Below are 12,653 nucleotides of genomic sequence, written 5' to 3' on the forward strand. Positions count from 1 at the left end.
TTCACAGCATGAATACCCGACGCCATTTTCTCGGCGCTGCCGCGGCCCTCGTCGCCGCAGGCGCCGCCAGCCGCAACGCCCTGGCCGCCGCACCCGAACCCCATCAATACAGCAGCGCCGATACCGCAGCCCCGCTGCATCCCCACGCCGGCCGGCCCTACAACCCGGTCGTCACCCTCAACGGCTGGAGCCTGCCCTTTCGCATGAAAGACGGCGTGAAGGAATTTCACCTCGTCGCCGAACCCGTGGTGCGCGAAATCTCGCCCGGCATGACGGCCAAGCTCTGGGGCTACAACGGCTCCAGCCCCGGCCCCACCATCGAAGCGGTGGAAGGCGACCGCGTGCGCCTGTTCGTTACCAACAAGCTGCCCGAGCACACCACGGTGCACTGGCACGGCCTCATCCTGCCCAACGGCATGGACGGCGTGGGCGGGCTGACGCAGCCGCAGATCAAACCCGGCCAGACCTTCGTCTATGAATTCGAGCTGCGCAAAAGCGGCACCTTCATGTACCACCCGCACGCCGACGAAATGGTGCAGATGGCCATGGGCGCGATGGGCCTGTTCATCGTCCACCCCAAAAACCCGCGGCAGATGGCGGTCGATCGCGACTACGCCTTTCTCATCAACGCCTACGACATCGATCCCGGGTCGAGCGTGCCCAAGGTCAACACCATGCTCGACTTCAACCTCTGGACCTGGAACAGCCGCGCCTTTCCCGGCATCGCCCCGCTGGTGGCGCGCACCGGCGAGCGCGTGCGCATCCGCATGGGCAACCTCACCATGACCAACCACCCCATCCACCTGCACGGCCATGTGTTCGAAGTGGCGGGCACCGATGGCGGCTGGGTGCCCAAGAGCGCGCGCTGGCCCGAAGTGACGGTGGACATTGCCGTGGGGCAGATGCGCGCCATCGAGTTCATCGCCGACAACCCTGGCGACTGGGCCTTCCACTGCCACAAATCGCACCACACCATGAACGCCATGGGCCACAGCGTGCCGACGATGATCGGCGTGCAGCAGGACGACCTCACCCCCGCGTTGCAAAAGCTGCTGCCCGACTACATGGCCATGGGCAGCCAGGGCATGGCCGAAATGGCCGAGATGGACATGCCCCTGCCCGACAACACCCTGCCCATGATGACCGGGCGCGGCCCTTACGGCTCGGTGGAAATGGGCGGCATGTTCAGCGTGCTCAAAGTGCGCGACGACCTCGCCCACGGCGACTACCGCGACCCTGGCTGGTACCGCATGCCGCCCGGCACCCAAGCCCACGCCGTGCCCACCGCCGATCTGCCGCCCGCGCGCACCGACCCCACCGAACCCCAAGCCACCCAAGACACGCTGCAAGTGCGCAAGCCCCAGCAGCATGCGCATTGACCGCCCTCGCCCTGCCCCTATCCCCTTTTTGTTTCTTCAACCCCTGCAAAGGAACCCACCATGAACAAGTCACTGAAAACCTGCTCCCTTCTCGCCCTGGCCGCAGCACTCTGCACGCCCGCCCTGGCCGCGCCAAGCCACGCTGACCACGACCATTCCACCCCCGAAGGCATGGCGCAACACATGCAGATGATGCAGCCCGCTGCATCCGGCGCGCAAGGCGAACACCAGACCGAAGGTGTAGTGCGCAAAATCGACGCCGCAAGCGGCAAGATCACCCTGCGCCACGGCCCCATCCCCGCGCTGGGCATGGGCGCGATGACCATGAACTACCGGGTGCGCGACAAAGCCCTGCTCGATGGCCTCAAGGTCGGCGACACGGTGGAATTCAGTGCGCAGCAGATCGACGGCGCCTACACCGTCCTCACCCTGAAACGCAAACCTTGATGGGGAGAAATCGCCCGGCCGCCCGCTGTCGCCTGGCCGCGCAGGGCGCCGCCGCTCAGACCTTGGGCGGCTGGCGCCGGTGGCGCATCACCCCGAAGACCAGATAGCCCGAAATCAGCACGAACAGCGCCGCCAGCGCGGCCTGTCCGTAACCCGCGAACCCGGACGGGTTCTTCCACTGGTGCTTGAGCACCTCGTTGGCCAGCGCCTGCACCTGCTCCTGCGGCCCGAAGCTCAAGGTCGGATCGAGGCGACGCGCCAGTTCCAGCTCCTGCTCCGCCAGCGGCCACTTGCCCTCTGCGGCCAGCAGCCGCGCGTCCAGATAGTGCGCCTGCGCCGAATGCGGCTGATCCGCCAGCACCTGCGCGAAGACGTGGTCAGCCTGCGTCAAATGCCCCGCATCCAGCAAGGCAGACGCCTGATCGAGCGTAGCCGCCTGCGCGGTACTCAGGGCCAGCAAAAAGGCGGCGAAAAGAGAGGCGAGGTGTTTTGATTGGATGGTCAGCATGGGAGAGCAGGGCAGAGGAGCCGATGAGCTTTCTACCTTACTACAGGCCAAGAAAGGCGATCGGCAGCGGCGGTTGGTTTCGGCAGCACTGAATCAAAAAAATTTGAGACGAAAGTCAGCAAACGCTGTAGGGCTAGAACTCGGCTTGCTGACTCTCGTCAGGGCCGACTCGGTAAAGCCGGGCGTGTGATTGAGGTAATGTCCCGCTGAGGCCGATTACCTGGTGACGTGCGACCGGCGGGCCGGGCTGCTGCAACATGGCCGCATCGGGCGCACACGCATCGTCACGCCGACCACCATCTGCGCCGAGGCGCTTTGAGCCTATCTTCGCACCCACGGCGTTCGGCGCGGAAATGATGTCGGTCGTTTTACGCGAGCTCATCGATCCCGAGCGAGGCATGAGCGCTTATCGCCGCGTGCGGGAATTTGCTCAAATGTCTTGCTCGCTCCTGCGCCGAATTGAATAAGAACTCCCATGAATCCTTCCCCCACCGATGCTGAAACCAACGCCCGCCTGACCCGGCTGGAAGAAAAATTCGGTTATGCGGAAGACCTGCTCGACGCGCTCAACGCTTTGGTGGCCAAGCAGCAAGATCAGATCGCGCAGTTGTTGCGGGAGGTCGCGCAGTTGCAGCGCCAGCGTGCGGACGATCAGCCTTCAGCGCCCACAAGTTTGTGGGACGAGTTGCCGCCGCATTACTGAAGGTCTCGGATACGCGCCGCGTCAGCCCGGATAATTCACGGCCAGACGTATTTCTGTTGAGGTTGCCATGAATCCGATTTCCACCCCGCCCGGCGATGAGAGTCTTATCAAATATCCGTCCGACTTCCCCATCAAAATCATGGGCGCCAATGTGGACGGCCTGGCCGATGCGATTGCCGCCGTGGTGCTGCAACACGCGCCCGACTTCGATCCGGCGACGATGGAGTTGCGCCCTTCCAGCGGGCGCAACTATCTGAGCTGCACCTGCACCATCCGCGCCACCAGCCGCGCGCAGCTCGACGATCTCTACCGCGCGCTCACCAGTCATCCGATGGTGAAGATAGTGCTGTAGCGGCGTCAATCGCTTCGCCGCCTCGCCGCCAACGCAGCGTGCACAGCGCGGCGCAGCGCGGGGAAGTCGGGCATTGCGTGCAGCCCGTAGAGATGGCGCTGCAGGCGCTCGGCAAGAGGGTGCAGGGGATGTGGCGGCGGCAGGGCTGCATCGCTTAGCCATTGCGCGAGGGTAGCGGCGCGCGGCAGGCCGCGCCGGGGAGGCAATGCCAGCCAGGCTTGCTTGAGCGCTGCTGCATCGGTGGCTTGCCACACAGCTTGCAGCGCGCGGCGCTCACGCCAGCTACGGCAAGCCCAGCAGCCCACTGCACGCAGCGCAAACAACAGCAAGAGCAGCGCCGCGGCGCCGCCCAGGCCGATGGCGATATGCAGCGAGCGGGCATCGACCACGGTGAGCAGTGGCGGCACCCAGCGCGCGGTGGCGGGTAGTTCGGTGCGGGGATCGAAATAGTCGAGCCGCAGGGCCGGCGCTTGCAGCCGGCCCGCGGTTTGCGGGCGCAGGTAAAGGGTAATGTCCCAGGTGTCGCCTGCTTCAGCGGAGGGTTCTTGGGTGCGGGTTACCTGCACGCCAGCAGGGCCGAAACGGGCGGGCAGCGCGGCGTTCCAGCGGTTTGCCACGCGCAGCACCTGCGCCCGGTCGAGGCCGGGGGCGGACAAGCGCAGCCGCCACGCGGTGGTGTCGCCCAAGGGCAGTTGGGCCGGGGCCGAGAGCACCTGCAACTGCGGCGCGCCGATCAGGCCGTCGGCCGGCCACCACTGCGGCAACGCCCGCGCGGTAAAGCGCAGCGGCGGCGGGGCGTAAACGCGCAGGCTGCCGAAGGCATGGGCGCGCAGCAGCCCAAAATCCATAGTCACCTCGCCAGCCTGCAAGGGCAGCACACGCCAGGCGAACACTTGCACGAGTTGAGGCGCGCCGTCGATGACTTCGCTGCGCACCGAGTCGGCCAGCGGCGCGATCTGCGCCTGCGCGCTGCGCGGCTGCGGCGTCGTCCACGCCAGATTGCCGCCGCCGATGGTCCACAGTTCCACGCGCAGCGCTTGCAGCGCGTAGGGACGGGCGGGCGTCATGCGGGTGCGCCATTGCAGCGGGGCTTCGCCGTTGGCGGCTGCGGCGACATCGAGCGTTTGCGCTGGGCAGCGCCCGCCGCCCGCTTGCACGGCGGGCAGGGGCAAACGCCCGCTGCGCAGGGGGTAGAGCGTGAGGGTGGCGGTCTGCTCGCTGTGCCCGTCCGTGCTGCCGCTGGCGCCTTGCTGGTCGGTCAGTAGCCAGTCGGGCGCGAACTGCGCGGAGGTGAAGCTGGGCAGCGGCGCGGCGAGGTCGCGCGCGATGAGCGTCCAATGCAACGGGTGGCCGAGCACGGCGGCAGCGGGCTCAGTGCGGCATTGCAGGCTGGCTTGCGCGGCGGCGGGGCGCGCGGCGGCGAGCAGGCCGAGGCTCAGGGCCAGCGCGGCGAGGGGGCGGGCCAGGGTCATCGTGCGCCCTCCTGCGCGGCCGCGCGGGTGTCGATGGCGGCGCGCTGGGCGAGCAGTTCGGCGCTGGCGTCGCGCAGCAGCTGCAAACGCTTGTCGGCCCCGGCCCAGTCGAGCGTAGGCGGTTGCCAAGGCGCGGGGACGGCGGCGGTTGCCCCTGCCGTGGCGAGCTGCCCGCCGGGCGCCAATGGCGCGGTTTGCTGCAGCGGCGCCGAAGCCTGCTTGGGCGGCTTGCGGCGCAGTTGCGAAGGCGTGTTCGAGCCCTGCTGGCCGAAGCGCGAGTGGTGGATGGGCGGCGCGCGTTTGGCGATGCCCACCAGATCGCTCGGCGGATGCTCGATTTCGTACTGCCGTTGCGCCAGCCGGGCGTTGCGCAGGGCGTTGGCATAGCCGGGGCGGATGCGCAGCGCGGCGTCGAACGCCTGCACCGCTTCCAGCGTGCGTCCGGGCAGGTGCAGGCTGGCATCACCCAGGTTGTAGAACGCAGCGAAGCGCTGCTCGGGCGTGTCGGCCTGCAGCAAGGCGCGGTGGAAGGCCTGCGCCGCAACCTGAAATTGCCGCAGCCGATAGGCCGCTGCGCCTTCGCCCATGCGGGCCGCGTAGCCGGGCAAGGCGGCATATAGCGCCTGCGCGCGCGCGAAGTCGCCCTGCTGCCAGGCCTGCCAGGCTGCGTGTTCGGCGCGCAGTGTGTCCGGTCTCGAAACCAAGGCGGGCGGCTGCGCCTGCGCGGGCGGTGCAAGGGGCAGACCGAGCACCAGCGCCAAGCCCAGCAGGGCCACGGCGGGCGACACGCGGCGCGGGCGCTCGCGCCAGAACAGTAGCGCCAATGCGGGCAGCAGGAACAGGCCGTAAAGCTCGCGCCAAGCGGTGATTTGCTGCACCCGACCAGTTGCCCCGACCGGCAGGCGGGCGATGCCGCGCGCATAGAGCGCGTTCCAGTTGTCCGCGCCGGTCTGGCCTGCGGTCACGGAAGCAAAACCGCCGCCGCTGATCTGCGTCACTGCGCGCAAAAGCGCCGCGCTCTCGGGCGGCAGACCCGGCAGGGCGAGGACGAATAGCGGCAGCCGGGCGCGGTGTAAAGACTCGCCCACCGCGCTGGCGTCGAAGTCTGCGGGCACTGGAACGCCTGCACCAGCCAGCAGCAGCACAGCGCCGCTTTCGCCCTCGGCTTGTTGTTTCAAGCGCTGGCGCGCGAGGGCGAGCAGGCCGGGCAGCGCGGTGGAAGCGGGCGTGTCGGCGAACACTTCGGGGCGGGCCTGCTGCGCGGCGTGCGCGAACAGGGCGGGGTCATTCGTCGGCGGCAGCAATTGCGCTGCGCCCACCGGTCCGCCCGGACGCGCTGCGCCATAAGCGATTAGTCCGAGTCGTTCGCCGCGCAGTTGCGGCCACAGCGCAGCCAGCAGCAGGCGCTGCTGCTCCAGCGCGGAAATAGGCGCTGCGGTCGCCGCTGCGGCGTCGGCGCTGGCATCCATCAGCACCATCACGGCGATGCGGTGCAGCCCGCCCGCCTCGCCGCCGCTCACCGGCTGGCGCGGCCCGGCTGCGGCGGCAGCGAGCAGCGCCCACAGCAGCAGGTCGAGCGCCAGCGCGCGCCGCAAGCGCTGCGGCGACGGCAGGCGGGTGGCGAAGGGCAGTAGCGCGGCGTCGGCATAGGCCAGCGCCCCGGCGCGCACACTGCGCGCGCGCCACAGCCGCAGCGCGGCCAGCAGCAACGGCACGGCCAGCAGGGCAAAGGCCCAGGGCCGCGCCCAGAACCAGGGCTGGGTGAGGAGCACATCCCAAGTCGTCATTTGCGGCTCCTGGGTGCGGCGCTTTCAGCCCACATCGCCAGCAACCACAACGCCGCTCCGGCAAGCAAAGGCCAGAGGAACAGCGGCTGCACGGCGCGACGCGTGGGCGGGGGATGCAGCCGGGGATTGAGCGCACCGATGTCGCGCACCGCCGCCTGTTGCGCCCCGGCGCTGGCGGCGAAGTAGAACCGCCCGCCAGTGGCTTCGGCGATGAGGCGCAGATCGGGCTGCGGCCCGCCGTAGGCCGGCACGGTGTAGGGGCGCCCGGGGTCGGGGGTGGTGCCGACTTCCACGGTGTAGGTGCGCACGCCCAGATGCCGCGCCAGCGCCACCGCGTCGGCCGGGCTGATGGCGCCGGTATTGCTCTGCCCGCCGTCGGTGTAGAGGATGAGAATAGGCTTCAGGTCGAGCTGCAGACGCACCTGCCGCAGCCCCAGAGCGATGGCGTCGCCTAAAGCGGTATCGGGGCCAAGCTGTCCCACGGCGAGCAGCCCGGCCATCTGGCCCGCGGCGCGGGCGTCGAAGGTGGGCGGCAGAAGGGTGGCAGCATGGCTGCCGAAGGCCACCAGCGCGAAGCGGTCGCCCTGGCGCGCGCGGGCGAAGTCGGCAAACACGCGCTGGGCCACGGCCAAGCGCGAGGCCGGCTTGCCCGCCCAGGTGAGGTCGTGCAGGCTCATGGTGAGCGAGGTGTCGAGCAGCACCACAATGTCGCGGCCTTCGGGCGCGGCGGCGATCCATGCGCCTTCGCGCTGCGGTTGCGCGAGCGCCAGTACGAAAGCCAGCAGCGCCAGCGCGCGCAGCACTGGCGCGATCCGGGGCTTGCGGTGCGGCGGCGACGCCTGCAGCAGGCCGTGCAGATCAGGGTGCAGCAGTTGGGGCGCTGGCGCTGCCTCGCTCAGATGCGCGCGCCGCGCCGCCAGCAGCGGCAAGACCGACAGTGGCAGCAGCGATAAGGCCAGCGGCTGCGCCCATTGCAAAACGGCCAGGCCCGAGGTGAGATCGGCCCAGGCGCTCATTGGACGGCCTTCAACGCAGCGTGCTGCAAACTGTGGACGAAGGCCGCGTGGGCGCGCGCTCTGCCCCACCAGGCGGCGCGCAGGGCTTGGGTGGCGGCGGATTCGAGCGTCTGCGCGGCGGCTTTCAGGTCAATCGACGTTTCTGCGCTGGCCGGGGCAAAGCGCAGGGCATCGAAGGCGGTGCGCAGGGGCTGCGGCCAGTCAGCCTCCGGCAAGGCGAGGCGTAATTGCGCGGCCAGATGGGTCGCCAACTGCGTTGCCAGTTCCGTCGCCAGCTGCGTGGTCTGCGGCCCTTGCGTTTCGCGTTGCAAAACCGCGCGAGCCTGCGCCCGCAGCAGCCGCCATGTCCGCCCGCGCCCCCAGCCCAGCACGACCCAGACGCACAGCGCCAGCGCAAAGACCAGCGCCAGCCACGGCTGCGGCGTCTGCCACCACGGCGCGGGCGGCAGCGGCGCTGGCGGAAGGGGCGGAAGAATGTCGGCGAGCGCGGCCAGACGATCCATCACATCCCCGCCACGCGCAGCGCCCGCAGCACGGCGACATCGCTTTGATCGACTCCGGCGGCTATGCAGCGCAGGCCGCGGGCGCGCCAGCGGGCCAACAGGGCGGTTCGGTGCTGCGCAGCGCGCCGCGAAAAAGCGGCGCGGGCTGCCGCATCGGGCCAGGGGCCGGATTGCTGGCGCGCCAGATCGACGAAGATGGCACCGTCCAGCGCAGCGTCTGCAGGCAGGCCCGCCTCGACCGGATCGGTCACGCGCAGCAGCAGTACCTCGACGCGGCTGCGCAGCGTCCAGAGCGCGGCGTCGATGTCGGGGGCGTCCTACCCCGCACCGTCACTGGCGAGCAGCACGCGTGCGCCTTCGGGCAGGGTGCGCGCCAGACGCAGCGCCCATGCGGCGAAAACACCGGCTGAGGTTTCAGGCGCTTCGGCGAGGTGATCGGCCTGTAGCGCTTCGATGCGTTCCTGCTGCAAGCGCTGCGCCAGGCGCTGCACCGCCAACAGACCGCGCCCGAGTTCAACACTGCGCACCGGCCCGCGCCAAAGGCTCAGGCCCACAGCACCGGCGGCGCCTTCGGCCGCGAGAGCTTGCGCGGCGCAGGCCAGCAGCAGCATGCGCGCCGCCTGCTCGGCCTTGGTGCGCACGCGGGTGCCGAAGACCATGCCCGGACGCAGGTCGAGCAGCAGATGCAGCGCCGGTGCGTGCTCTTCGCGATGCACCTTCACATACGGCCTGCCGGTGCGCGCGAGCAGGCGCCAGTGCAGGTCGCGCAGATCGTCACCGGGTTGATAGACGCGGCTTTCGGCATAGTCGAGCCCGCGCCCCGTCCAGCGGGAGAGGCTGTCGCCCGCTGCGCGCTGCGATACCGGCTGAGAGGCCGCGGCCAGACGCAGCCCGCGCGCCCGGGCGATCAGGGCTGCGGCGTCCGCCGCCAGCAGCAAGGGACGCGAAGCCTGCGGTGCGTGGCGGTCTTCCGCTTCGCCCCGCCAAATTGCGGACATCGCCTTCACGTCAGTCCAGCGCTCAAGGCCACTGGGTGGCGGCCAGCAGATCGGCGATCAGCGCGTCGCAGCTCACCGCGCGCAGCCCGGCGTCGAGCGAGAGCACGATGCGGTGGCGCAACACGTCGGGCGCCAGCGCCATGACGTCGTCGGCCAGCACGAAATCGCGCCCGCGCAGATAGGCCAGCGCCCGCGCCGCATGCGCCAGCGCCAGCACCGCACGCGGCGAGGCGCCCGCAGCCACCACGCCTTCCATACCCGGCAGGCGCTGCTGCGGCGCGCGGGTGGCGCGCACCAGATCGACGATGGCGCGCTGCAGGCTCTCGGCCACGTGCACTTGCAAGACCTCTTGGCGTGCCGCGAGCACGGTGGGCACGTCCACCGCCTGCGCCGGGCCCCCGCCCAGGCTGCGCGCCGGGTCGCTCGCCTGCAGATGCATCTGCAAAATGCGCAGCTCCTCATCGGCTGCCGGATAGTCCAGCCGCACATGCAGCAAAAAGCGGTCGAGCTGGGCTTCGGGCAGTGCATAGGTGCCCGCCTGTTCGAGCGGATTCTGCGTGGCCAGCACGAAGAACAGCGGCGGCAGCGCGTAGCTCACGCCGCCCACGGTGATCTGCCGCTCCTGCATGGCTTCGAGCAGCGCCGACTGCACCTTGGCCGGCGCGCGGTTGATCTCGTCGGCCAGCACGATGTCGTGAAACAGCGGCCCGCGCACAAAGCGCACCGTGCCTTCGGCGGGGTTGAACACCTCGGTGCCGGTGAGATCGCCCGGCAGCAGATCGGGGGTGAACTGCACGCGCTGAAAACTGGCATGCACCCGGCTGCTCAGCGCCTTGACCGCCGTGGTCTTGGCCAGCCCGGGCAGCCCTTCGAGCAGCAGATGGCCGCCGGTGAGCAGGCCGATGACCAGACGGTCGAGCAGCGCCGTCTGGCCGACGATGTCGGTGCTGAGTTGCTCGCGCAGGGCGGCGACTTCGGTCTGGTGCGGGTAGGTCATCGTGTTTGTGAAATTCAACGCATTGAGCGCATGCGCATGGGCTGATCATAAAAGTCTCGCCAAGCGCGACGTAGCGGAGGAACCCGAAGCCTGGCACGCGGGCCCTCATGGAAACTCTTGATGGACAAACATTCGCGCGTTCGTTAGATTGTTCTCCATGAACTCACGCGAACTCAAAAACAATCTGTATGAACAAGTCGCCCGCATCGGCGCGGCCGTGTCCAGCCCCAAGAGGCTGGAGTTGCTGGAAATTCTGGCGCAGGGCGAAAAGCCGGTGGAGGCGCTGGCGCGCGAAGCCGCGATCGACATCAAGCTCGCCAGCGCGCATCTGCGCGTGCTCAAGGGCGCGCAGCTGGTGCAGGTGCGCCAAGACGGCAAGAGCCGCATCTATCGCCTGAGCGGCGCCGACGTGGCCGCGCTTTGGGTGGCGCTGCGCAGCGTCGCCGAGGCGCATGTGGCCGATCTGCAGGTGGTGATGCAGCGCTTGTTCTCCGGCCCCGAGCGTCTCACGCTGGAGAGCAGCCAGACCCTGCTGGACAAGGTGCGCAAGGGCGATGCGGTACTGATCGACGTGCGCCCGGAGGCCGAATACCGCACCGCGCATCTGCCCGAGGCGCGCTCGCTGCCGCTGCCCGAGCTGGAGGCGCGGCTGCGCGAACTGCCGCGCAGCAAGGAGATCGTGGCCTATTGCCGCGGGCCGTTCTGCGTGATGTCCGACGCGGCGGTGAAGCTGCTGGTCGAACGCGGTTTTCGCGCCCGCAAGATCGCCGAGGGCGTGCCGGAATGGCAGGCCGCAGGGCTGCCGCTGGAGCAGGACTTCGCGCCCTGACAGCGATGCGCCGCGCGATGTCCCCTCCGTCCGCAAGCCGCTTGGGCACAGCCGACCTTAACGCGTCCGCCTCGCCCGAACCCTACCTGCAGGGCATCCGCATCAACCTGCACCAATTCATCTGGCAGGCGGTGCAGGTGGCTTTCGTCGGCCTGGTCATCGGCATGGAGCGCAATGTGCTGCCGGTGGTGGCGCAGCAAGACTTTGGCGTGCCCAAATCGTCCTTTCTCTACCTGATGAGCTTCATCATTTCGTTCGGACTGGTGAAGGGCATGCTCAATTTCGTCGCCGGGCGGCTGTCCGAGCGCATCGGGCGCAAGCCGGTGCTGGTGATGGGCTGGCTTGCGGCCATCCCCATCCCGCTGCTCATTTATTTCGCACCCAACTGGTGGTGGGTGGTCGCGGCCAATCTGTTCCTCGGCGTGAACCAGGGTTTCGCCTGGAGCATGACGGTGACCAGCAAGGTGGACATCACCCGCGCCGAGCAGCGCGGTTTAGCCACCGGCATCAACGAGTTCGCGGGCTATGCCGCAGTAGGGCTGGCGGGCATCGTCACCGGCTACCTCGCCACGCTTTATGGGCCGCGCCCTGCCCTGCTGGGCTTCGCCCTGGTGGTGATTGCCGCAGGACTCGGAACCGCGCTGCTGTTCGTGCGCGAGACCCTGCCCTGGGCGCGCGCCGAGAGCCAGCGCCATGCCGACGGCAAACATCAGGGCCTCAAGCCCAGGTTCGCTGAGGGGCTGCCCGCGCATCCATCTTCGCTGCAGGTTTTTGCCTTCGTCTCCTTCCGCCACGCCACGTTTTCTGCGCTCTGTCAGGCCGGGGTGGCCAACAAGGTGGCCGACACCCTGCTGTGGGTGCTGTTTCCGCTGTATCTGCACGGCCACGGCCTGAGCGTGGTGGACATCGGTTGGGTCACGGGGGTCTATGGCCTGACATGGGGCGCGTCTCAACTGTGGACCGGGCCGCTGTCGGACCGCATCGGCCGCAAGCCCACCATCGTTTTCGGACTGTGGCTGCTGGCGGCGGGCGTGGCTTCCGTCACGCTGGTCGCGGGCACAGTCGCCTGGCTGGCTGCCGCTGTGGTGATGGGCGTGGGCATGGCGTTGCTCTATCCCAACCTCATCGCCGCAGTGGCCGACATTTCACACCCGAACTGGCGCAGTTCCTCGCTGGGCGCCTACCGCTACTGGCGCGATACCGGCTACGCCCTGGGCGCGCTGGTGTTGGGCGGCATTGCGCAGGTTGCCGGGCTGATCGCCCCGGCGTTCTGGTTCACCGCGGCGCTGCTAACTGCATCAGGGTTTTGGGTGCTGCTGCGCGCGCAGGAAACTCACCCGCGACTTACTTCACCGTCACCGTCCCGGTCATGAAGGTGTGCACCGCGCAGTGGTAGGGAAAGCTACCGGGCTTGTCGAAGGTGTGGCTGAACGATTTGCCCGGTGCCAGCACGCCCGAGTCCCACAGCTTGGTGTCGCTGGTCGTGGTGTGGCCGAAGGCATCGTCGTTGGTCCAGGTCACCGTGGTTCCCGGCGCGACCGTCACCGTGTCGGGATGAAAGTTCATGCCCTTGATCTGAATCTGCACCGTGGCCGCCAACACGCAGCATGGCCAGACGAGCAAGGTGAGAATCGCGGTTCTGATGAACGGTCTGCGCATGGC

The 12,653-nt window shown here is 68.8% G+C and carries 15 protein-coding genes and 1 pseudogene; 7 read left to right on the plus strand and 9 right to left on the minus strand.

Features of this window, described 5'->3' with window-relative positions:
* Nucleotides 1-8: 8 nt before the first annotated feature.
* Together BIO17B3_RS05085 and BIO17B3_RS05090 are read left to right on the plus strand one after the other, a co-directional pair.
* Nucleotides 9-1,379, plus strand: a complete 1,371-nt coding sequence (locus tag BIO17B3_RS05085; protein WP_156053277.1) for a multicopper oxidase family protein — start codon at nt 9-11, stop codon at nt 1,377-1,379.
* Between the two features lie 60 nt (nt 1,380-1,439).
* Complete coding sequence (locus BIO17B3_RS05090; RefSeq protein WP_156053278.1) at nt 1,440-1,826, plus strand: copper-binding protein; 387 nt, start codon at nt 1,440-1,442, stop codon at nt 1,824-1,826.
* A 55-nt stretch (nt 1,827-1,881) separates the two neighbouring features.
* Here BIO17B3_RS05090 and BIO17B3_RS05095 read toward each other — a convergent pair whose 3' ends face one another.
* Nucleotides 1,882-2,334 (minus strand): tetratricopeptide repeat protein, encoded by a 453-nt coding sequence (locus BIO17B3_RS05095; protein ID WP_156053279.1) that lies wholly within the window; start codon nt 2,332-2,334, stop codon nt 1,882-1,884.
* A 208-nt stretch (nt 2,335-2,542) separates the two neighbouring features.
* Here BIO17B3_RS05095 and BIO17B3_RS05100 point away from each other — a divergent pair.
* The 3 genes and pseudogenes from BIO17B3_RS05100 to BIO17B3_RS05110 all read left to right on the plus strand — a co-directional run.
* Nucleotides 2,543-2,653 (plus strand): annotated as a pseudogene (locus BIO17B3_RS05100) (PIN domain nuclease); the annotation flags it as partial.
* A gap of 156 nt (nt 2,654-2,809) precedes the next feature.
* Complete coding sequence (locus BIO17B3_RS05105) at nt 2,810-3,037, plus strand: SlyX family protein (RefSeq protein WP_156053280.1); 228 nt, start codon at nt 2,810-2,812, stop codon at nt 3,035-3,037.
* Nucleotides 3,038-3,104: 67 nt separating this feature from the next.
* The gene (locus BIO17B3_RS05110) at nt 3,105-3,389 is read left to right on the plus strand and encodes a YbeD family protein (protein WP_156053281.1); all 285 of its coding nucleotides are present in this window, start codon (nt 3,105-3,107) and stop codon (nt 3,387-3,389) included.
* A gap of 5 nt (nt 3,390-3,394) precedes the next feature.
* Here the strand turns inward: BIO17B3_RS05110 and BIO17B3_RS05115 are convergent, their stop codons facing one another.
* The 7 genes from BIO17B3_RS05115 to BIO17B3_RS05140 form a co-directional block, all read right to left on the minus strand.
* Entirely contained in the window at nt 3,395-4,861 is a 1,467-nt protein-coding gene (locus BIO17B3_RS05115) for a BatD family protein (protein WP_156053282.1), read from the minus strand.
* Nucleotides 4,858-6,648, minus strand: coding sequence for a hypothetical protein (locus BIO17B3_RS05120; protein ID WP_156053283.1), 1,791 nt, complete (start codon nt 6,646-6,648; stop codon nt 4,858-4,860). Before BIO17B3_RS05120 ends, BIO17B3_RS05115 begins: the two co-directional genes overlap by 4 nt.
* A complete protein-coding gene (locus BIO17B3_RS05125; protein ID WP_156053284.1) occupies nt 6,645-7,664 on the minus strand; it encodes a VWA domain-containing protein in 1,020 nt (339 codons plus the stop codon). The genes BIO17B3_RS05120 and BIO17B3_RS05125 overlap by 4 nt, the downstream gene beginning before the upstream one ends.
* Nucleotides 7,661-8,167 carry a hypothetical protein gene (locus BIO17B3_RS05130; protein ID WP_156053285.1) on the minus strand — a complete coding sequence of 169 codons (507 nt, stop codon included), beginning with the start codon at nt 8,165-8,167 and terminating at the stop codon, nt 7,661-7,663. The genes BIO17B3_RS05125 and BIO17B3_RS05130 overlap by 4 nt, the downstream gene beginning before the upstream one ends.
* Nucleotides 8,167-8,418 (minus strand): hypothetical protein, encoded by a 252-nt coding sequence (locus BIO17B3_RS19190; RefSeq protein WP_232054187.1) that lies wholly within the window; start codon nt 8,416-8,418, stop codon nt 8,167-8,169. The genes BIO17B3_RS05130 and BIO17B3_RS19190 overlap by 1 nt, the downstream gene beginning before the upstream one ends.
* A 66-nt stretch (nt 8,419-8,484) precedes the next feature.
* Nucleotides 8,485-9,165, minus strand: coding sequence for a DUF58 domain-containing protein (locus BIO17B3_RS05135; RefSeq protein ID WP_232054188.1), 681 nt, complete (start codon nt 9,163-9,165; stop codon nt 8,485-8,487).
* A 22-nt stretch (nt 9,166-9,187) separates the two neighbouring features.
* Complete coding sequence (locus BIO17B3_RS05140; protein ID WP_156053286.1) at nt 9,188-10,162, minus strand: MoxR family ATPase; 975 nt, start codon at nt 10,160-10,162, stop codon at nt 9,188-9,190.
* Nucleotides 10,163-10,319: 157 nt separating this feature from the next.
* On the opposite strand from BIO17B3_RS05140, the gene BIO17B3_RS05145 reads away from it, so the two are divergent.
* Nucleotides 10,320-10,991 carry a metalloregulator ArsR/SmtB family transcription factor gene (locus tag BIO17B3_RS05145; protein WP_156053287.1) on the plus strand — a complete coding sequence of 224 codons (672 nt, stop codon included), beginning with the start codon at nt 10,320-10,322 and terminating at the stop codon, nt 10,989-10,991.
* Nucleotides 10,992-11,008: 17 nt separating this feature from the next.
* Nucleotides 11,009-12,364: an MFS transporter gene (locus tag BIO17B3_RS05150; protein WP_232054189.1), complete on the plus strand. Its 1,356-nt coding sequence runs from the start codon at nt 11,009-11,011 to the stop codon at nt 12,362-12,364.
* Here BIO17B3_RS05150 and BIO17B3_RS05155 read toward each other — a convergent pair.
* A complete protein-coding gene (locus BIO17B3_RS05155; protein WP_156053288.1) occupies nt 12,336-12,650 on the minus strand; it encodes a cupredoxin family copper-binding protein in 315 nt (104 codons plus the stop codon). The genes BIO17B3_RS05150 and BIO17B3_RS05155 overlap by 29 nt on opposite strands.
* Nucleotides 12,651-12,653: the final 3 nt, after the last annotated feature.

This window comes from Thiomonas sp. OC7 (genome assembly GCF_900634595.1).
In the GTDB taxonomy this organism is placed as follows: Bacteria; Pseudomonadota; Gammaproteobacteria; order Burkholderiales; family Burkholderiaceae_C; genus Thiomonas; species Thiomonas arsenitoxydans.